The organism is Cupriavidus sp. Met-2, from assembly GCF_049843575.1.
Taxonomy (GTDB): domain Bacteria; phylum Pseudomonadota; class Gammaproteobacteria; order Burkholderiales; family Burkholderiaceae; genus Cupriavidus; species Cupriavidus metallidurans.
Window position 1 is genome coordinate 313,967 of record NZ_JBBHZL010000002.1, and the last position, 19,745, is coordinate 333,711.

Below are 19,745 nucleotides of genomic sequence, written 5' to 3' on the forward strand. Positions count from 1 at the left end.
TCGTGTGCGGAAAGCGCGTCCAGGCTTCACCCCGGACGTGTCCCTCAGTTAAACCAATGTTCCCGTGCTTTCATGATCAGCGCCTTGGCTTCTTCCTCGCCCACGCCGGCCAGTTCGACCAGTTCGTCCACGGCCAGCTCGGCCAGGTCGTCGCGTGTGTGGATGTTGCCTTCGGCCAGTTTGCCGATCAGCTCGGGCGTCAGGCCGTCGAGCGAGCGCAGATCCTGCGACACCTCTTCCACCTTTTCTTCCCGGGCCAGTTCCATCGTCAGCAGCGCATCGCGGGCGCGATTGCGCAGCTCGTTGACGGTGTCCTCGTCGAATGCCTCGATTTCCATCATTTCACTGATGGGCACGTAGGCCACTTCTTCCAGCGAGGAGAAGCCTTCCTCGATCAGGATGTCCGCCACCTCCTCGTCCACGTCCAGCTTGGCCATGAACAGCTTGCGCACCACTTCGCTTTCCTCGGCCTGCTTCTGCGCCGATTCTTCCTGCGTCATGATGTTGATCTGCCAGCCGGTCAGCTCCGACGCCAGGCGTACGTTCTGACCACTGCGGCCGATGGAGACGGCGAGGTTTTCCTCGTCGACCACCACGTCCATGCTGTGCTTCTCTTCGTCGACCACGATCGACTGCACTTGTGCCGGTGCCAGCGCGCCGATGACGAACTGCGCCGGATCTTCCGACCACAGCACGATGTCCACGGCCTCGCCGCCGATCTCGTTACGCACGGCCGTCACGCGCGTGCCTCGCACGCCCACACAGGTACCGATCGGATCGATACGCTTGTCATGCGCCACGACGGCGATCTTCGCGCGCACACCCGGATCGCGGGCGGCAGCCTTGATCTCCAGCAAGCCCTGTTCCATTTCAGGCACTTCGTTCTCGAAGAGCTTGATCAGGAACTCAGGCGCGGTACGCGACAGTTCGATCTGCGGGCCACGCGCGGCGCGGTCCACATTGAGGATATACGCGCGCACACGGTCGCCGGTGCGCAGGTTTTCCTTCGGGATGATCTGGTCACGTGCCAGCAGCGCTTCCACGCGGCCCGACTCGACGATCAAGCCCTTCTTGTCGGCGCGCTTGACCGTGCCGGTCATGATCTTTTCGCCACGATCCAGATAATCGTTCAGGATCTGCTCGCGCTCGGCGTCACGAATACGCTGCAGGATGACCTGTTTGGCCGCCTGCGCGCCGATACGACCGAACTCGACCGACTCGATCTGCTCTTCGATGTAGTCGTCGAGCTGGATATCGGCATTCTGCTCGCGTGCCTCGAACAGCAGGATCTGCTTGTCCGGCTCCTGCAGACCCTGTTCATCAGGAACGACGAGCCAGCGGCGGAACGTCTCGTGCTCACCGGATTCGCGGTCGATATGAACGCGAATATCCACGTCCTCCTCGAAACGTTTCTTGGTGGCCGAGGCGAGAGCCGCCTCCAGCGCACCGAAAACCACATCCTTGTCGACGTTCTTTTCGCGCGCTAGCGCATCGACGAGCAACAGAACTTCGCGGCTCATTGCTTGTTCCCTTTTCTTTGATTTCCCTTGAAGTCGATCACCGGCACCAAACGTGCGCGATCGACATCGGATATGGCGAATTCCAGCAGTGCCGGACCGTCCTTGCCTTCGAACTCCAGGCCGATCTTCTCGGCCCCGGCATCTCCTGCGGGTTCACACAGGATGCCCACGAAATTCTTCTGGCCATTGACCGGCAGGCGCAGCGTAACCCTGACCTCAGCACCGGCAAAGCGAACGAAATCGGCCAACTTCTTCAGCGGCCGGTCCAGGCCTGGCGACGACACTTCGAGGCGCTCGTAATCAACGTTCTCCACAGTGAGCACGTGAGTGAGCTGGCGACTGACCTTCTCGCAATCCTCAATGACGATGCCAGTTTCAGGCTGATCGATATAGACACGCAGAAGTCCGGCCGGGGCACGCTCAAGCTCAACCAACTCGTAGCCCATGCCGATAAGGGTGGTTTCGATCAAATCTGCCAGATGCACTGTAATCCCGAGTAGTGGCCTTCAATACCGTGGCAGACACCGGACAACGCAATACGCTCGGAATTGATGCTCGACGCGACCTGCAAACCGTCCTGCCTGCCCAATCATCCTGCCGGCCCGCCATGTGACGAAAACCAGCCGCAAGTGCAAACGGGCGAACCAAAAAAAAATGGGCGCAATGCCCATCATTCGCCCATCCTCGCCGAGGATGATACTTTTGAATAGACTTTGATTATACGCGGATTATGTCCAAAAGGCAAAAGCCTCCGAGGTTCCGCTCCGGATCGGGGCGATTGCCGACCATTACCGGCACCGCCCGATCCGTCAATCAACGCTGACCTCGGCCGCGCGGACGGCGACTACCGCCTCCCGCACCCTTGGCAGCCTTTGGCATTACATTTCCATTGACCTCGCCACCGCCGCGACGCTGGCGATTGCCACCTGCGTTGCCCGCATTGCCAGCGTTTCCGGCCTTGCCGCCCCGCCCGCCGCCGCGACCACCACCGGCGCCAGGGCCCCGCAGGCCGCCGCCCATCCCGCCGCCAAACTTGGTCGTATGCGACGTCAGCGGCGCAGGGCCGGACGGAATGTATCCCATCGAGGTCTGCATCGGATCAGGCTGACCACGGCCCGCGCCCCCAGCATTACCACCCCGGCCACCGCTCTTCTCGTAGCGCGGCAGACCATCCATGCCGGTGTGCATCGGCATGCCCGCCAGCGCCGCTTCTTCGCGCTGCTTGCGGCCGCCGACCTTCGTCACACCCTTGCCGCCGCTCTGTGCTTCCTTGGACGGCGCCTTCAGTCCAATGTTGGCCATCAGGCCGCGCACATCCGTCGGGTCCAATTCCTGCCAGCGACCGCGCTTCAAGCCGCGCGGCAGCAGGAACTGACCATAACGCGTGCGGATCAGGCGCGACACGGTCAGACCGACGGCCTCGAACATGCGACGCACTTCGCGGTTACGGCCTTCGGTCAGCGCCACGTGATACCACTGGTTCACGCCCTCGCCACCGCCATCGGCGATCCGCAGGAAGTTTGCCTCGCCATCATCGAGCTGAATGCCATGCAGCAGCCGCTGACGATCGGCTTCGGCCAGTTCGCCCAGCGTGCGCACTGCGTACTCGCGCTCCACGCCATAGCGCGGGTGCATGAAACGGTTCGCGATATCACCCGACGTGGTGAAAATCAGCAGCCCTTCGGTATTGAAGTCGAGGCGACCAACCGCGACCCACTTGCCGTTCTTGATGCGCGGGAGACTGTCGAAAACGGTCGGACGGCCTTCCGGATCCGACTGGCTGACGATCTCGCCGGAGGGCTTGTGATAGAGCAGCACCCGTGGAGGCTTGGTCGTCACCTTGCGGTGAATCAGCTTGCCGTTCACGCGGACCTGGTCGGTCGGCAGAATACGCTGGCCGATATGGGCAGGCAGGCCATTGACCGACACACGCCCCTGCAGGATCAGTTCTTCCATCTCGCGGCGTGAACCAAGTCCACCCTCCGCCAGCACCTTGTGCAGTTTGGGCGCGTCGTCGTCTGCGGACAGTTCGCGCACCGGCTTGGCCTTGGTGCGCGGCACAATCGTGTCTTCCTGATCGAACTGCTCGGAAATCACGAAACGGAACAGATCCTCGCCACCGGCAGCGGTCTTCGCGCCGCCCTTGCCGGCTTGCCGACCGGGCTTGTCGCCCTGGCGCTGCTCGACACGCTGGTCACCCCTGTCAGCACCCGGCTTGCCGCCAGGCTGTTGACCCTTGCGCTGACCACCCTTGTTGCGGCGGCCCGGCTGTTGTGAGGTTGGCTTGTTGTCACCATCAACCAGCGCTGCCTTGCGTTGCGGCTGCTGACGGCGCTTGCGAGCCCCCTGCGCTGGCTGATCCGATCGCGGCTGGCCAGCTTGCGCGTCGCCACCCATCTCCTCGGCACCAGCAACTGCCTGCGTGTCGGCGGCCGGCGCCGGCTTGCGACGCCCACGGCCACGCGCGGGGGCGGCGGCCGGCGAAGCATCGCCGCTTTCGCCAGTCGACGAGGGTTCGACATCGTCGCGCCCCGTTTCCCGGCCATCGCGGTCCTGCCCCGCCTGGCGACGGGAAGCCACTAGATTGCGCAGGCCGCGGCGCAGCCCCTTGCGGCGGGGCGCGCCTTCGGCGCCGTTACCCTCGGGGGCTGCGCCGGTATCGCCCGGCACGTCCGGCTGGCGGACGTCTTGCTCAGCGGAATCAGACAAAGTATTCACTATCGATGTTGCATGTTGTTCAGTTGGACACGCGCTCGTCGTCGTCCTCGGTCGTCAGCGGCATATCACCGTCGCGAGCCGGAACTGCGGCGTCCTCCTGCGAGGAAGACTCTGTGTCCACATGGAATCCGTTGGCCTGGGCCACCGGCGCGTCATCGTCATGCCCATCACCCTCGGGCAACTGCGCGACGCTGTCGTTCTGTTCGTTTTCATTGCCGGCGGCATCGCTCGCGCCACCGGACAGATCTTCGGATTGCGGCTCGACCGACAACGACTCAACTGCCGGCTCGCCCGTCTCAGCCACCCCAACGGTAGCCTCCGAAAAGGCTTCCTCGTCACCAGCAGGCGGATTCGCCGTCGCGACCGCCTCGAAATCGATGGCCTGCTGATCCAGCAGTGCCGCCTGGGCCTGGGCCTGGGCATCCTCGAGCGGCGGTAACTCATCCAGCGAGCGCAGACCGAGGTCATCCAGGAATGCCTTGGTCGTTGCGTACAACGCGGGGCGGCCAGGCACGTCCCGGTGACCGATGACTTCGATCCAGTCCCGATCCTCAAGCTTCTTGACCACTTCCGTGCTGACCGTCACGCCCCGGATCTCTTCGATGTCACCGCGCGTCACCGGCTGGCGATACGCGATGATCGCTAGCGTTTCCATCACGGCACGCGAGTACTTCGGCGGCTTTTCCGGATTGAGTCGGTCAAGAAACTCGCGCATCTCGGGACGGCTCTGGAACCGCCAACCGCTGGCCAGGGCCACGAGCTCCACCCCGCGCTGCTGCCAGTCGTTGCGCAGCTCTTCGAGTAGAACCCGGATGGTGTCGGCACCGACGTCGTCGGCGAACAACCGTCGCAGATCACCAACGCGCAACGGCTCCTGCGCACAGATCAGCGCGGTCTCGAGGACGATCTTCGCCTCTTGGGTATTCATGTGATTGTGTGCAGCCTGTCTTTGCACCTGCTTCTGGACGAATCCTGAAGCACTGGAGATTGCAGATACAGCGAGGCCTAAGCCACCGCCATCTCATCGCGCAGCTAACTCGCAGCTTTTCGCAGCGCAGCCGTGCACCTCATTTTCTTTGCATCGAATTGCCGGGTCGTTCCGGCAGGAGATCGTCCGGGGCTGACAGACTGCGCCAGTCAACGGACCTCTTGCGTCGCACCCTCTCCCTTTTGGGGTGGACATTCACCTGGACAATCAGATCGCCAAGGCGGCAAGAAACAATCGATATCGGCCCAGGCAACTTCGCCTGGCACCGGCGCCACCTCTCCACACAGCCCCATCGGACTTTGGAACCAGATCTTGTGAACCGGATGAACTGTGGGGACGATCCTGGCAAGCCAGACCTGCCCAGACCCCCTGGGCACACACCCCAGATCGGGAATGCAGCCCCGGCGACGCCACGAGCGCATCGGAGCGCGATACCGTGGTTTCGCGATTGTATGGCATTCCAGCCCCGCCCTGCAACCAGCAAAAAAGTCTAGAACACGACGCAGAAGCCGTGATTGGCCAGCGTATCGGGCAGCCAGACGGCGCGTGCGACACCCAGCGCCCCAAAACCGATCACAATAAGCGCGGCGCCCACTCGCACGCTGGGGCGGCGCGACAGTTGCCGCAGGTAGCCCGACAAACCCGAGATCACCAGCAGGTTCGGCAGCGTCCCGATGCCAAAGGCCGCCATGACAAGTGCCCCAGAAGGCGCATTACCAGCCAACAAGGCGAGCGCAAGTGCGCCGTACACCATACCGCAAGGCACCAGCCCCCAGGCCAACCCCATCCCATAGCGCCGCATGATGGGCGCGTGCCGACGCAAGCGAAGCGGCATCTGCATACCCAGCGACGCGATGCCCTGAACGACATACGAGGCCGCCCGCGCCGCCAGCCGTTCGAGCCACGCTGCCCGCATGACGCGGCCCCGCAACAACCACACCCCGGTCAGAACAAGCAACAGGCTGCCTGCACCGTAGAGCCAGCGCTGCACTGGCAGGTAATCCTGCTTCCAGACTGTCGCGCCCACCGCCCCCATCAGTGCCCCAAGCAGCACATAGGTCGTGAGACGCCCGGCGTGCATAACCAGTAGTTCCAGCCACCAGTGCAACCGCGAACGATGCACGACGTTAACGACCGCGACAGCCGCCCCGGACTGCCGTTGCTCGACGGCAATGGCAATTCCTCCACACATGGCTGCGCAATGCACGCCGCCAAGCAATGCAAGTGTAAAGACACTGAATAGCACACCAAATGGCAACTGTTCCTCGCTTCTGCGTCACATCAAGCTGTAAAATGCCTGCATCGCGCCTCCATCGCAAGCGCATTCATGCGAGCACCATCAATTGCTTACCTCCATTCCCGTCACCGAGATGTCTCCACGTTGCTCCACTTGCGCCATGGGCCAGCTTTGCCTTCCCGTGGGCATGTCGCAACAGGACCTCGCAAAGATGGACACGCTCGTACAGGAACGCGTTCGTGTTCACAAGGGCGAAACGCTCTATCGCATGGGCGAGCCACTTACCGCAGTCTATGCGATCCGCTTTGGCACATTGAAGACCCACGTGACCATGGAGGACGGACGCACGCAAATCACCGGCTTCCATTTACCCGGTGAAGTCGTCGGACTCGACGGCCTCGGCGAGATGCAGCATGCATCCGATGCCACTGCACTCGAGGACACCGAGGTCTGCGTCGTACGATTCGATGACCTGCAATCGCTGTCCGGCACCTTGCCGTCGCTCCAGCAACAGTTCCTGCGACTGATGAGCAAGGAAATCTCGCAGGACCAGATCATGCTGATCACTCTTGGCTCGATGCGTGCCGAAGAGCGCCTGGCAGCATTTCTCGTCAACATGTCGGAGCGCCTGTCGATGCGCGGCTACTCGTCGAGCGAGTTCGTGCTGCGGATGAGCCGCGAAGAAATCGGCAGCTACCTTGGCCTCAAGCTCGAAACCGTGAGTCGGCTCTTCTCTCGATTCGCCGAAGCCGGCCTGATTCAGATTCGCCAACGACACGTGAAACTCGTGGACATGGAAGGCATCAGGCAGGTCTATAGCCGAAACTGCTAACGAACGTCCTAGCCAGGAAAACGGCCGCACCTGGAATTCAGTTCCCGGTGCGGCCGTTCTGCTTTCTACCAGCACTCGATCCATTACTCGAGTTCGTCGGTCTCCTCGAGCTTGGTTGGCATGGTGTATAGCGTCAGCCCGCTGGACAACGCGCAAAACAACCACGCCACCAGGAAGCCAATCGTGTAGACCGCCTCACGAGACGCTTCCACCTGGTGCCCGAAGAACGTGAGATCGCCCGGATCAACGACCGAAAATACGGTGGCGGTGGCCGCTCCGCCCATCAGAAACGCCGGCCAAAGTACCCACATCAGCCAGCGGAGTCTCATGGGCGCCTCGCAGCCGGCGACGTTACATGCTCCGCCCCCGTTTTCTCTACGACCAGACCATGACGCTCCACGCCGGAAACCGGCAAATCCGGATGCGTGTTGGCGAGCCAGATGGTCACGCCGCAGCCAATAATTGCAAGCAACGGACCGCTCATCAAAAGCCACGGCCACGGTTCCCTGTACCAGGGCTTGGACTGTTGGGATGTCATTGCGCTCTCCTTGTTTGCTGCCATTTCGCCCTCAGCATCACAGATTGCGGGGAACAATGAAACTCGTGGATTGCCTGATATGCGCGTCTCGGCCGTCCTCGCCCTCCGCCGTCACCGTTACGTTGATCTTGTGCGTGCCTTCCTTGGCATCGTCGATCGGCACGCGGATGCGAATCGGCAACAACCGGTTGGACGTTGGCTGCATGGCCTCGGCGGACTTGTCATACTCGACCGTCAGTCCAGTCAGGTCGTCGCCCTCAGCCTCCACGCGAATCCGCATCGGCGCTTCCGTGGTGTTGATCACCTGGAGCCGATAGACGTTCTCGATCCAGCGCCCCTCCACTTCCCGGCCCAGCGCGCCGCGATCCCGAATGATGTCGACCTTGATCGGCGACCGCACTGCCAGCGACGCGACGAAGCCCGCCGCCAGAACCAACCAGATCAGCGTATAGATGATCGTGCGTGGTCGCAGCAGCCGCTTGCGCGCGTCGGATGTCGACAGGGACTTGCGCATCGCATTTTCCGACGTGTATCGGATCAGTCCGCGCGGGTACTCCATCTTGTCCATGACCAGATTGCACGCGTCGATACAGGCACCGCAACCGATGCACTCGTACTGGAGGCCATCGCGAATATCGATACCGGTCGGACACACCTGCACGCAGATACTGCAATTCACGCAATCGCCAATGCCAGCGGCATGGCGATCGGTCTTGCGGGAACGGCTACCACGCGGCTCCCCACGACCCACGTCATAGGTCACGACATAGGTATCGCGGTCGACCATCACGCTCTGGAAGCGCGCATAGGGGCACATGTACTTGCACACCTGCTCGCGCATGAATCCGGCGTTGCCCCAGGTCGCAAACGCGTAGAACAGCATCCAGAAACTCTGCCAGGGTCCGAGCGTAAAATGCAGGACCTCGCTACCAAGCTCCCGAATCGGCGCGAAATATCCAATAAACGTGAAGCCCGTCCACAGTGCGATCAGCACCCAGAGCACATGCTTGGTCGCCTTGATTCGCAGCTTGCGCAGGCTCCAGGGATCGCCGTCGAGTCGGATCCGCGCGATGCGATCCCCTTCGACATGTCGCTCGATCCACATGAATATCTCTGTGTAGACCGTTTGGGGACAGGCGTAGCCGCAGAACAGGCGTCCGGCGATGGCTGTGAACAGGAATAGCGATAGCGCAGAAATGACCAGCAGCACGGCAAGATAGATCACATCCTGCGGCCACAGCACGAGACCGAAGATGTAGAACTTGCGCGCGCCGAGATCGAACAGCACGGCCTGGCGATCATTCCACTTTAGCCAGGGGGTCCCGTAGTAAATCAACTGCGTCAGGATGACCAGCCACACGCGCCAGCTCGAAAACGCGCCAGAGGTCGAGCGCGGATAGATCTTGCGGCGGACCTCGTACAGCGCTTCCTCGGTGGTCTCTGCGCCCTTGGGGGGCGGCGCGGGACGCCAAGTGTTGCCGTTACGATCGCTCGACGACTGGCTTGCAGACGGATCGTTCGAGGCGTGATCGTCCGAGTGATCGGGGGCGTTAAGGGGCGCGCTCATCGTGTTGCCCTCACGCCCCGGTGGGCGGCACTCCGCCCGGCCCCGGGGCAGTTAGTCATTTTGCAGCGCCTCCCGTATTCGAGAGTCCCCACACATATGCGGTCAGCATGCGGATGCGCTCGGGCGTCAGAATCTCCTCATGCGCCGGCATATGACCGTTATGTCCCTTCAGGATCGCGTCGACGATCGTCGCTTCCGAGCTGCCGTACAACCACGTGTTGTCGGTCAGGTTCGGCGCGCCGAGTGCCTGGTTGCCCTTGCCGTTGGCGCCGTGGCAGGCCGCGCAGGTCGACTTGAAGGTGCTTTCGCCACGCGATGCACGAATCGGATCCGAGGACAGACCAGACAGCGAACGCACGTACTGCGCGGTATCGCCCGCCTGCTTCGCATCGATCGTGCTCGCAAACGACGGCATCACGCCATTGCGGCCCTTGGTGATCGTCTGTTGGATCGTCTCCGGCTCGCCACCGTAGAGCCAATCGTTGTCGGTCAGGTTGGGGAAGCCTCGGCTGCCACGCGCATCCGAACCATGGCACTGCGCGCAGTAGTTCAGGAACAACCGCTGGCCGATCTCGCGCGCGTCAGGATCCGCCGCCACCTGCTTGATATCCATGTTCAGATACTTGGCGTAGATCTGGTGCTGCGTTTTCTCGGCCGCTTCGCGGTGAGCGGCAAGCTCGCCCTGCGTCGAGAACTTGAGCATACCGGCGTACGATCCCAGACCCGGATACAGCGCCAAGTAACCAAGACCGAAGATGCAGGCCAGCAGGAACATCCACATCCACCAACGTGGCAGCGGATTGTTCAATTCGCGCAGGTCACCATCCCAGACATGACCGGTGTCATCAGTGGTGCTGACACCTTTCGGCATCTTGCGTTGGGAGAACAGCAGCCAGACACACCAGACGATCCCGATGAGCGCGATGGCCGCGATGTAATAACTCCAGAAATCGGAAATGAAATCGCTCATGGCTGTGGGTTCCGGCTTGTAGTTGTGTTTTCGTCAGGCAGGGCAAACGGCAACATCGCCGATTCCTGATTGGCGGCCTGGCGGCCGCCCGACCATGCCCACCAGCAGATGCCAATGAACGTCAGCATCGACACGACGGTTGCAATTGCGGTCACGATCGCCATGGCATCACTCCTTCGCCGGCGCCGGAGCCGCCGCCGAGTCAACGCGCACATTGCGGCGATTCAGGCCAAGTCCCTGCAGATACGCCACCAGCGCATCTTCTTCCGTCTTGCCCGCCAACTCTTCAGGCGCACGGGCAATCTCTTCGTCCTTGTACGGCACACCCAGACGCTTCAGCGCGTGCATGCGTGCCTGGATGTCGTTGGTGGGCAACTGCGTCTTCTCCAGCCACGGGTACGAAGGCATCACCGACTCGGGAACCACATCGCGCGGATTGCGCAGGTGGATCCGCTGCCAGTCGTCCGAGTAACGGCCGCCAACGCGCGCGAGATCCGGACCGGTACGCTTCGAGCCCCACAGGAACGGGTGGTCATACACCGACTCGCCCGCCGTGGAGAAATGGCCATAACGCTCAGTCTCCGCCTGCAGGGTACGCACCTGCTGCGAGTGGCAACCAACGCAACCCTCACGGATGTAGATGTCGCGCCCCATCAGGCGCAGCGGCGAGTACGGCGTGATGCCCGGATCGGGCTCAGTCGTCGAGTGCTGGAAGAACAGCGGCACGATCTGCACCAGGCCAGCGATACTGACCACGATGATGGTTGCGATGATCAGCCAGCCGACGTTCTTCTCCAGCGTTTCGTGGGAAAAGAATCCTTGTTTTTGAGACATCGTTCGGTCCTCGGCGATCAGTGGGCGGAAGCCGGCAGGTTGGCCGGAATCGGAGCGTCAACCGCAGGCTTGCCAATGATGGTACGTGCCACGTTGTAAGCCATGAGGATCATGCCGCTCAGGAAGCACAGGCCACCCAGCAGACGAATCAGATAGAACGGATACTTTGCCTTGACCGCTTCGACGAACGCATAGGTCAGCGTGCCGTCAGGCTGCGTGGCGCGCCACATCAGACCTTCCATCACACCGGCGATCCACATCGAGGCGATGTAGAGCACGACGCCGATCGTCGCAATCCAGAAGTGCCACTCGATCAGGCGCGTGCTGTACATCTCCTTCTCCCCGAACAGGCGCGGAATCAGGTAGTAAAGTGAGCCAATCGAGATCATCGCGACCCAGCCCAGGGCACCCGAGTGCACGTGGCCGATCGTCCAGTCCGTGTAGTGCGACAGCGCGTTCACGGTCTTGATCGACATCATCGAGCCCTCGAACGTGGCCATGCCGTAGAACGACAGCGCCACCACCAGGAACTTGAGAATCGGATCGGTACGCAGCTTGTGCCAGGCACCGGACAGCGTCATGATCCCGTTGATCATGCCGCCCCACGACGGAGCCAGCAGGATCAGCGAGAACACCATGCCCAGCGACTGCGCCCAGTCAGGCAGCGAGGTGTACTGCAGGTGGTGCGGACCCGCCCACATGTACGTGAAGTTGAGCGCCCAGAAGTGGACGATCGACAGGCGATACGAGTAGATCGGACGCTCTGCCTGCTTCGGGATGAAGTAGTACATCATCCCCAGGAAGCTCGTGGTCAGGAAGAAGCCCACCGCGTTGTGGCCGTACCACCACTGGATCATCGCGTCCTGCACGCCTGCATAGGCGGAGTACGACTTCCACATCGACACCGGCATTTCGATGTTGTTGACGATATGGAGGATGGCGATCGTCAGGATGTAAGCGCCGAAGAACCAGTTCGCCACGTAGATATGGCGGGTCTTGCGCTTGATGATCGTGCCGAAGAACACCACCGCGTAGGCAACCCAGACCAGCGTGATCAGGATATCGATCGGCCATTCGAGCTCGGCATACTCCTTGGAAGAAGTAATGCCCATCGGCAGCGTGATCACCGCCGCGATGATGATGGCTTGCCAGCCCCAGAATGTGAACGACGCCAGCGGGCCGCAGAACAGCCGGGCCTGGCAGGTGCGTTGCACGACGTAGTACGACGTGGCGAACAGCGCGCTACCGCCAAATGCAAAGATCACCGCATTGGTGTGAAGCGGTCGCAAGCGACCGAACGATAACCACGGTGTATTGAAATTCAGATCCGGCCAGATCAATTGCGCCGCAAGCAGAACGCCTACGGCCATGCCAACGATCCCCCAAACCACGGTCATGACGGCAAACTGCCGCACGACTCCATAGTTGAAGGTGTCGGCGCGTGAGGACGCGGTGGTGACAGCCATTCAGACCCCCAATGCAAAAAGTAAAAATAAACCTACTGACGGTGTGACTTTAGAAAATCGGCTTACAAGTCGCGTTGACTTTCATCAAGCCACCAGCATCCCTTGCGAACTGCTTGCATTAATTCCTGTCAATGAGCGTTCGCCGCAACGGTCACCTATATGCCTTGACATTCAAGGCTTGTCGTTGTCGAGCAAAATTGCTTCCGCCGGGCGATCGAGGTCGTCGTACTGCCCCGCGTGCAACGCCCACCACAGCGCCCCGGCAATCACGGCCACCAGCACCAGGCTCATCGGCACCAATAGATAGAGTGTTTCCATATTCAGGACTCCCTGGCCGGCGCCGCCGCGGCGCGCAACAGGCGCCATGCATTGCCGACAACCAGTAACGACGACACGGACATTCCGATGCCTGCCATCCATGCCGTAACGAGTCCGGTAGCTGCCAGGGGGATCGCCACGACGTTGTAGAAAAAGGCCCAACCCAGGTTCTGGCGTACCACACGGCGCGTCTTGCGGGCCACGGCGATGGCATTGGCGATTTCGCCCACGCCACCGTGTGTCAGCACGGCATCGGCACCGGCCTGCGCCAATGGCGCACCGCTGCCGATCGCTATCGAAACCTGGGCCTGGGCCAGCACCGGCGCATCGTTGATGCCGTCGCCCACCGCCAGAACGACGGCGCCCTGCTGTTGAAGATTGGCTACATAGTCGCGCTTGCCTTCAGGCGTGACCGCTCCAACGGCGGTCTCGATGCCGAAGCGGTCCGCCCACCAGCGCACCGCTGCCGGCTGATCGCCCGAAACCAGATGACAGCGCACACCGAGTCGGGTCAGCGAAGCCAGAAGCTCGGCTGTCTGGGGCCGTTCGACATCGGCCAACTGAAAACACGCCAGCGGACCGTTTGCGTCACCAAGCCAGACCTCGGTAGCGCCCGGAAAACGGTCACCACTGCGGCGGATGTCGGCCGCTGCCGGTGCCAATTCCGCGACGAACTCTCTACGCCCCAGCCGCATCAACCGGCCGTCGACATTTGCCTGCAATCCTTGCCCGGGAGTGTTGTGCAGTTCAGCCACCAGCCGTTCGGCATGGTGCGCCGCGGCCTCAACCAAGGCCCTCGCAATCGGATGTTCCCCACCACGCTCCATGGCGGCGGCGAGACTCTGGCAAGTCGGCGGATCCAGATTGCCCGCGATCTCCGTCGACACGAGCGCAAAACGCCCCTCGGTCAACGTGCCCGTCTTGTCGAGCATGATGTCCGTGACACCCGAAAGCGCTTCGAGCGTGTGCGCGCGGGTCAGCAGCACGCCGCGCCGCGACAACGCCGCGCCAGCGGCGGCCAGCGCCGCCGGAGTAGCCAGCGACAACGCGCAAGGACAGCTCACAACGAGCACCGCGACTGTCACCAATAGCGCGCGTGATGGATCGATCCAGATCGCCCAGACCAGCCCGGTGATTGCGGCCAGGATCAAGAGGGTGGCGACAAACCAGCCGGCCACACGATCTGCCAACTGGGCCAGGCGGGGCTTATCCGCCAGCGCGCGATCCAGCACGGCTACGATCTCGGCGAGACGGGTCTGCGCGCCGATCCGGCGCACGCTCACCTCGAGCGGACTGGCAGCATTGAAGCAACCCGCCAGCACGGTGTCGCCAATGGCGCGCTTCACCGGCCGCGCTTCCCCTGTCAGCATCGATTCGTCGATTTCGCTGACGCCAGCCACCACGACACCGTCGGCCGGCATGATCTCGCCCGCCTTCACGCGAATCCGGTCACCGGCATTCAGTCGCGCAACCGGGATCCGCTCGCCGACGCCGCTCGTCTCCACCAGCCGCTCGCAGGTCGCGGGCAGCTGGCGCGCCAGCATCTCGGCGCCACTGCGCGAGGCTTGCCGGACACGCAACTCCAGATAGCGGGCCAACAGAAGGAACGCGACGAACATCGTCACGGAATCGAAGTAGACCTCCCCGACGCCCCGCACGGTCGCCACAGCGCTCGCGAAGAAGCCAGCCAGCACGCCGATCGCAACAGGCACGTCCATGCCCATATGCCGTTGCCGCAATGAACGCCATGCGCCAGCGAAAATCGGCGAGGCAGAGTAAAGAACCACCGGGATCGTCAGCGCAAAGCTCGCCCAGCGCATCAACTGAAGCTGGCCGGGGTCGATCGTGGCTTCGTGCGTATAGAGCGGCCACGCATACATCATCACCTGCATCATGCCGAGCATCGCCACGGCCATGCGCATCAGCAGGCCGCGCCGCTCGCGGCGATCGTGCTGGTCGCCACGCGAGACCTCGAACGGCCATGCCTGGTAGCCGATGTCGGCCAGCGTGGACAGCAGCCCCGCCACGCCCTGCTTGTTCTCTTGCCAGCGCACCACTACGCGGCGCGTGGCCACGTTCGCCACGGCCGACTCGACCCCATCCAGTTGCCCGAGGTGCTGCTCGATCAACCAGGCACAGGCCGCGCAGCGGATGTTTTCCGGCGCCAGCGTGATCTCCGCCCGGCCGTCGCCCAGTTCTCGAACGAACTGGTTGCGCAGCTCGGGGGCATCGTAGGCGGCCCACACAGGCTCTGCCTCGCGTCGCGCCTGGGCATCTATCGGCCGCGCGAACCGCGTGACATCGCTATATAGATGCCCGAAGCCGGCTGAATAGAGTGTCTGCGCCAGCGCCTGGCAGCCGCCACAGCAGAATGTGCGGCGCTGCCCGCCGATATCAGCGACGACCGGCGTGACATCGCGCCCGAGAGGCTGGCCGCAATGAAAACAATGAGTAGTGGATGTAGATAGAGACGCCGACCCAGGCCGCGTGCCCGAGGCAAGGGCTGCGGCGGAACCAAGTTGTGCGCTCGGATTGGACGGAACGGACGTTCCATCGGGCGCGAGGGGGCTAGCGTGCAGGGACGGCATAGTGCGCTTTTAGTACCCAGCGAATACTAGGTAACCAGCGCGCCATATGCCTTGATAAAGATCAAACTTCCAAAAATGGAGCCAGGGTCTGGCCGTGCAAACAGGGGAGCGGGTTCGAACGGCCTTCAGACTCCCCTGCTAGCCTGTCAGGTCAACGAGGTGTCGACCGTACGACGTTCGGACTCGAGGTACTCCCGCGACTGCATCTCGATGATCCGCGAGACCGTCCGATGAAACTCGTTCGCCATCTGGCCTTCGGTATAGAGTTCGTCGGCCGGCACCTCGGCGGACATCAGCAGCTTGACCTTGTGATCGTAGAAAACATCGATCAGCCAGGTGAAGCGGCGCGCCTCCGATGACATCCGCGGCGTCATCTTCGGCACATCCGACAGGATCACCGTATGAAACTGTGACGCAATCTCCAGATAGTCGTTCTGGGAGCGCGGGCCGCCGCACAAGGTCGCGAAATCGAACCAGACCACGCCATTGGCCTTGCGCAACGCCTTGATCTCGCGATGTTCGATATGCAGGATCGGAGACTCGTCCGCCGTACCCGCGATGGACACGAACGCATCGCGCAGCGCGGCGCTGGCCTCCCGGTTCAGCGGCGTATGGTAGGCCTGTACCTGTTCCAGCGCCCGCTTGCGGTAGTCGATGCCGGCATCGACATTGAGTACATCGAGCTTTTGCTGCAGCAGCGCAATAGCCGGCAGCACCCGATCACGGTGAAGGCCGTCCGGGTAAAGCAGATCCGGGCGATAGTTCGACGTCATCACGAACTGCACACCGTTCTCGAACAACTGCTGCAGCAGACGATGCAGGATCATCGCATCCGCCACATCATTGACGTGGAACTCGTCGAAGCAGATCAACCGGAAGCGGCGCGCAATGCGTTTCGCCAGTTCGTCCAGCGGGTCTGCCCGACCGCGCAGTTCCTCGAGTTCCCGATGCACCTCGCGCATGAACTCGTGGAAGTGGAGCCGCGTCTTGCGCACCACCGGCACGCAGGAATAGAAACTGTCCATCAGGAACGACTTGCCGCGCCCCACCCCACCCCACATGTAGACGCCCTTCGGCACCTCGGGGTGTACCAGCAACTTCTTCAGCGTGCTGTTTCGACGGCCCTTGTAGGCCACCCACTCGTCATAGCATTGCTGGAGCCGCTCCACGGCGCGACGCTGCGCCTCATCTGACTGATAGCCGCGCTGCTTGAGTTCGTGTTCGTAAAACTCGGTGACGTTCATGTGGGTTCAACCGGGGGCCTGCAAGTGAAAACGGCGCGCCGCGAATGGCGGCGCGCCGATGCTCACACTTTGCGAGGCAAATGCCTTACATGTTGAGCTGACGCTTGTCGACGGCCAGCGCGGCTTCGCGCATGACTTCCGACATCGACGGGTGCGGGTGGCAGACGCGACCGATATCTTCGCTCGCAGCCTTGAACTCCATCGCCACCACGGCTTCGGCGATCAGGTCCGATGCATTCGCGGCCACGATGTGCACGCCCAGGATCTCGTCGGTCTTGGCATCGGCCAGCATCTTCACGAAACCGTCCGAAGCACCCATGCCCAGCGCACGGCCATTGGCCATGAACGGGAATTGGCCCGACTTGTACTCGCGGCCTTCGGCCTTGAGTTGCTGCTCGGTCTTGCCGACCCACGCGATTTCCGGGAACGTGTAGATAACCCAGGGAACCGTGTTGAAGTCGATATGCGGCTTCTGGCCAACGATACGTTCGGCCACGGCCACGCCTTCGTCTTCTGCCTTGTGGGCCAGCATCGGGCCACGCACCACGTCGCCGATTGCCCAGATGCCCGGCACCTTGGTCTGGCAGTGGTCGTCCACCTCGATGAAGCCACGCTGGTCCACGCCCAGGCCCACGGCGTCCAGGCCGAGGTTGTCGGTGTTCGGCACGCGGCCCACCGACACGATCAGGCGATCGACTTCCAGCGTCTGCGCCTTGCCGTCCTTGTCGGTGTAGTTGACCGTGACGTTGTCCTTGCCGGTCTTCACTTCGTCGACCTTGACGCTCAGGTGGAACTGCAGCCCCTGCTTGGTCAGCAGCTTCTGCGCTTCCTTGGCCACGCCTTCGTCGGCGGCGCCCAGGAATGCGGGCAGCGCTTCCAGCACGGTCACTTCGGCACCCAGACGGCGCCACACCGAGCCCAGCTCCAGGCCGATCACGCCGGCGCCGATCACGCCCAGCTTCTTCGGCACGGTACCGAACTTCAGCGCGCCTTCGTTATCGCTGATCAGGTTGTTGTCGACAGCGACGCCCGGCAGATGGCGAGCCTTCGAGCCCGTGGCGATGATGACCTGCTTGGCGGTCAGCGTCTCGCCATTCACTTCCACCTGGAAGCCTTCTGCAGCCTTGCCGGTGAACTTGCCGTAGCCCTTGAACAGGGTCACCTTGTTCTTGCGGAACAGGAACTCGATGCCCTTCGTCATCTTGCTGACGATGTCGTCCTTGCGCTTGAGCATCTTGGCCACGTCGACCTTGACGTCGCCCACGGTGATGCCATGGTCGGCCAGGTGATGCGAGGCGTTCTCGAACTCTTCCGAGGATGCCAGCAGTGCCTTGGACGGAATGCAGCCCACGTTCAGGCAGGTACCGCCCAGGCGTGCTTCGCCCTTCGGATCGTCATAGGCGTTGCCTTCCAGGCAAGCCACGTTCAGGCCCAACTGGGCAGCGCGGATGGCGGCGATATAGCCGCCGGGGCCGGCGCCGATCACCAGCACGTCGAATTGTTTGCTCATGGGAAATTTCTCTCTGGTGTGTCATGCCCGCGCAAGGGCGGGCGTCCGGCGGCGAGGTAGCGGCCGGGTCCCCGCGCGCGAAGCGCGGGGACGACGACAAACGATAGACGGAGGTCTGGCCTGAATTACAGGTCCAGCAGCAGACGAGCCGGATCTTCCAGCGCTTCCTTCATGGCCACCAGACCCAGAACGGCTTCGCGGCCGTCGATGATACGGTGGTCGTAGGACATCGCCAGGTAGTTCATCGGACGGATCACGATCTGGCCGTCTTCCACCACGGCACGGTCCTTGGTGGCGTGCACGCCCAGGATGGCCGACTGCGGCGGGTTGATGATCGGGGTCGACAGCATCGAGCCGAACGTACCGCCGTTCGAGATCGAGAACGTACCGCCGGTCAGTTCTTCCAGCGACAGCTTGCCGTCACGCGCCTTGGTGCCGAACTCGGCGATCTTCTTCTCGATGTCGGCCAGGCTCATCTGGTCGGCGTTGCGCAGGATCGGCACCACCAGACCACGCGGCGAGCCCACGGCGATACCGATGTCGAAGTAGCCGTGGTAGACGATGTCGTTGCCGTCCACCGAGGCGTTGATGACCGGGTACTTCTTCAGCGCGTGCACGGCGGCCTTCACGAAGAACGACATGAAACCCAGCTTCACACCATGTTCCTTCTCGAAGCGATCCTTGTACTTGGCGCGCAGATCCATCACCGGCTTCATGTTCACTTCGTTGAAGGTGGTGAGAATGGCGTTGGTCGATTGCGACTGGATCAGACGCTCGGCGATACGCGCGCGCAGGCGGCTCATCGGCACGCGCTCTTCCGGGCGATCGCCCAGCGCGGCGAAGTCAACCTGGGCCGACACTTGCGGCAGGGCCGGCTTGGCGGCGGCCGGAGCCGGAGCAGCCTTGGCGGCCGGAGCGGGAGCCGAGCCGGCGGCCAGCACGTCACCCTTGGTGATGCGGCCGTCCTTGCCGGTGCCAGCCACTTGCGAAGCCGACAGGCCACCTTCGGCCATCAGCTTGGCAGCCGACGGCATGGCGATGGCGCCAGCGCTGGCAGCGGCTGCGGGGGCAGCAGCTGCCGGGGCCGGTGCTGCTGCGGCGGGAGCCGGAGCGGCGGCGGCCGGTGCCACAGCGCCTGCGGTGGCTGCCGTGTCAATCTTGGCGATCACTTCATCGGCCACGACGGTATCGCCGTCGTTCTTGATGATCTGCGACAGAACGCCAGCCGACGGTGCCGGCACTTCCAGCACAACCTTGTCGGTTTCGATTTCGATCAGGATCTCGTCCTGAGCAACAGCTTCGCCCGGCTTCTTCTTCCAGTTCAGCATGGTCGCTTCGGCGACCGATTCCGACAATTGGGGAACCTTGACGTCAACAATAGCCATGGTTTGAAAATTCCTCGATGTATGCGTGTG

18 protein-coding genes are annotated in these 19,745 nt (G+C 62.4%); 1 reads left to right on the top strand and 17 read right to left on the bottom strand.

The window, feature by feature from the left end:
* Nucleotides 1–44: 44 nt before the first annotated feature.
* The 5 genes from nusA to WD006_RS06730 form a co-directional block, all read right to left on the bottom strand.
* Entirely contained in the window at nt 45–1,520 is a 1,476-nt protein-coding gene (gene nusA, locus WD006_RS06710) for a transcription termination factor NusA (RefSeq protein ID WP_008650614.1), read from the bottom strand.
* The gene (rimP, locus tag WD006_RS06715) at nt 1,517–2,005 is read right to left on the bottom strand and encodes a ribosome maturation factor RimP (RefSeq protein ID WP_011516747.1); all 489 of its coding nucleotides are present in this window, start codon (nt 2,003–2,005) and stop codon (nt 1,517–1,519) included. Before rimP ends, nusA begins: the two co-directional genes overlap by 4 nt.
* A 328-nt stretch (nt 2,006–2,333) precedes the next feature.
* Complete coding sequence (gene rluB, locus WD006_RS06720) at nt 2,334–4,229, bottom strand: 23S rRNA pseudouridine(2605) synthase RluB (protein ID WP_011516748.1); 1,896 nt, start codon at nt 4,227–4,229, stop codon at nt 2,334–2,336.
* Between the two features lie 28 nt (nt 4,230–4,257).
* Entirely contained in the window at nt 4,258–5,166 is a 909-nt protein-coding gene (scpB, locus tag WD006_RS06725; protein ID WP_011516749.1) for an SMC-Scp complex subunit ScpB, read from the bottom strand.
* 550 nt (nt 5,167–5,716) lie between these two features.
* On the bottom strand, nt 5,717–6,484 hold the full coding sequence (locus WD006_RS06730; RefSeq protein WP_011516750.1) for a sulfite exporter TauE/SafE family protein: 768 nt from the start codon (nt 6,482–6,484) through the stop codon (nt 5,717–5,719).
* Nucleotides 6,485–6,569: 85 nt separating this feature from the next.
* On the opposite strand from WD006_RS06730, the gene fnr reads away from it, so the two are divergent.
* Nucleotides 6,570–7,295: a fumarate/nitrate reduction transcriptional regulator Fnr gene (gene fnr, locus WD006_RS06735; protein ID WP_024570149.1), complete on the top strand. Its 726-nt coding sequence runs from the start codon at nt 6,570–6,572 to the stop codon at nt 7,293–7,295.
* 83 nt (nt 7,296–7,378) lie between these two features.
* On the opposite strand, the gene WD006_RS06740 is transcribed toward fnr, so the two are convergent.
* The 12 genes from WD006_RS06740 to odhB all read right to left on the bottom strand — a co-directional run bounded on the left by WD006_RS06740 (nt 7,379) and on the right by odhB (nt 19,715).
* Entirely contained in the window at nt 7,379–7,624 is a 246-nt protein-coding gene (locus WD006_RS06740; RefSeq protein WP_008647451.1) for a hypothetical protein, read from the bottom strand.
* Entirely contained in the window at nt 7,621–7,857 is a 237-nt protein-coding gene (locus WD006_RS06745) for a membrane protein (RefSeq protein ID WP_011516752.1), read from the bottom strand. The genes WD006_RS06740 and WD006_RS06745 overlap by 4 nt, the downstream gene beginning before the upstream one ends.
* Before the next feature lie 13 nt (nt 7,858–7,870).
* Nucleotides 7,871–9,400 (bottom strand): cytochrome c oxidase accessory protein CcoG, encoded by a 1,530-nt coding sequence (gene ccoG / locus WD006_RS06750; protein ID WP_011516753.1) that lies wholly within the window; start codon nt 9,398–9,400, stop codon nt 7,871–7,873.
* Nucleotides 9,401–9,455: 55 nt separating this feature from the next.
* Nucleotides 9,456–10,370, bottom strand: a complete 915-nt coding sequence (ccoP, locus tag WD006_RS06755) for a cytochrome-c oxidase, cbb3-type subunit III (protein WP_011516754.1) — start codon at nt 10,368–10,370, stop codon at nt 9,456–9,458.
* On the bottom strand, nt 10,367–10,534 hold the full coding sequence (locus tag WD006_RS06760; RefSeq protein ID WP_011516755.1) for a cbb3-type cytochrome oxidase subunit 3: 168 nt from the start codon (nt 10,532–10,534) through the stop codon (nt 10,367–10,369). The genes ccoP and WD006_RS06760 overlap by 4 nt, the downstream gene beginning before the upstream one ends.
* Nucleotides 10,535–10,538: 4 nt before the next feature.
* A complete protein-coding gene (gene ccoO, locus WD006_RS06765) occupies nt 10,539–11,204 on the bottom strand; it encodes a cytochrome-c oxidase, cbb3-type subunit II (RefSeq protein WP_008647462.1) in 666 nt (221 codons plus the stop codon).
* A gap of 17 nt (nt 11,205–11,221) precedes the next feature.
* Nucleotides 11,222–12,670, bottom strand: a complete 1,449-nt coding sequence (gene ccoN / locus WD006_RS06770) for a cytochrome-c oxidase, cbb3-type subunit I (RefSeq protein WP_008647464.1) — start codon at nt 12,668–12,670, stop codon at nt 11,222–11,224.
* Between the two features lie 171 nt (nt 12,671–12,841).
* Nucleotides 12,842–12,988 (bottom strand): cbb3-type cytochrome oxidase assembly protein CcoS, encoded by a 147-nt coding sequence (gene ccoS, locus WD006_RS06775; RefSeq protein ID WP_008647465.1) that lies wholly within the window; start codon nt 12,986–12,988, stop codon nt 12,842–12,844.
* Nucleotides 12,989–12,990: 2 nt separating this feature from the next.
* Nucleotides 12,991–15,576 carry a heavy metal translocating P-type ATPase gene (locus WD006_RS06780; RefSeq protein ID WP_029307592.1) on the bottom strand — a complete coding sequence of 862 codons (2,586 nt, stop codon included), beginning with the start codon at nt 15,574–15,576 and terminating at the stop codon, nt 12,991–12,993.
* A 146-nt stretch (nt 15,577–15,722) separates the two neighbouring features.
* Complete coding sequence (zapE, locus tag WD006_RS06785; RefSeq protein ID WP_011516758.1) at nt 15,723–16,820, bottom strand: cell division protein ZapE; 1,098 nt, start codon at nt 16,818–16,820, stop codon at nt 15,723–15,725.
* 85 nt (nt 16,821–16,905) lie between these two features.
* Entirely contained in the window at nt 16,906–18,330 is a 1,425-nt protein-coding gene (lpdA, locus tag WD006_RS06790) for a dihydrolipoyl dehydrogenase (protein WP_029307591.1), read from the bottom strand.
* A 125-nt stretch (nt 18,331–18,455) separates the two neighbouring features.
* Nucleotides 18,456–19,715: a 2-oxoglutarate dehydrogenase complex dihydrolipoyllysine-residue succinyltransferase gene (gene odhB / locus WD006_RS06795; protein ID WP_011516760.1), complete on the bottom strand. Its 1,260-nt coding sequence runs from the start codon at nt 19,713–19,715 to the stop codon at nt 18,456–18,458.
* Nucleotides 19,716–19,745: the final 30 nt, after the last annotated feature.

What these genes read in the sequence shown, in the direction of transcription:
- nusA (WP_008650614.1), bottom strand. Translation starts at nt 1,520, where the DNA reads ATGAGCCGCGAAGTTCTGTTGCTCGTCGATGCGCTAGCGCGCGAAAAG.
- scpB (WP_011516749.1), bottom strand. Translation starts at nt 5,166, where the DNA reads ATGAATACCCAAGAGGCGAAGATCGTCCTCGAGACCGCGCTGATCTGT.
- WD006_RS06740 (WP_008647451.1), bottom strand. Translation starts at nt 7,624, where the DNA reads ATGAGACTCCGCTGGCTGATGTGGGTACTTTGGCCGGCGTTTCTGATG.
- WD006_RS06745 (WP_011516752.1), bottom strand. Translation starts at nt 7,857, where the DNA reads ATGGCAGCAAACAAGGAGAGCGCAATGACATCCCAACAGTCCAAGCCC.
- ccoG (WP_011516753.1), bottom strand. Translation starts at nt 9,400, where the DNA reads ATGAGCGCGCCCCTTAACGCCCCCGATCACTCGGACGATCACGCCTCG.
- ccoP (WP_011516754.1), bottom strand. Translation starts at nt 10,370, where the DNA reads ATGAGCGATTTCATTTCCGATTTCTGGAGTTATTACATCGCGGCCATC.
- WD006_RS06760 (WP_011516755.1), bottom strand. Translation starts at nt 10,534, where the DNA reads ATGGCGATCGTGACCGCAATTGCAACCGTCGTGTCGATGCTGACGTTC.
- ccoO (WP_008647462.1), bottom strand. Translation starts at nt 11,204, where the DNA reads ATGTCTCAAAAACAAGGATTCTTTTCCCACGAAACGCTGGAGAAGAAC.
- ccoN (WP_008647464.1), bottom strand. Translation starts at nt 12,670, where the DNA reads ATGGCTGTCACCACCGCGTCCTCACGCGCCGACACCTTCAACTATGGA.
- ccoS (WP_008647465.1), bottom strand. Translation starts at nt 12,988, where the DNA reads ATGGAAACACTCTATCTATTGGTGCCGATGAGCCTGGTGCTGGTGGCC.
- WD006_RS06780 (WP_029307592.1), bottom strand. Translation starts at nt 15,576, where the DNA reads ATGCCGTCCCTGCACGCTAGCCCCCTCGCGCCCGATGGAACGTCCGTT.
- zapE (WP_011516758.1), bottom strand. Translation starts at nt 16,820, where the DNA reads ATGAACGTCACCGAGTTTTACGAACACGAACTCAAGCAGCGCGGCTAT.
- lpdA (WP_029307591.1), bottom strand. Translation starts at nt 18,330, where the DNA reads ATGAGCAAACAATTCGACGTGCTGGTGATCGGCGCCGGCCCCGGCGGC.
- odhB (WP_011516760.1), bottom strand. Translation starts at nt 19,715, where the DNA reads ATGGCTATTGTTGACGTCAAGGTTCCCCAATTGTCGGAATCGGTCGCC.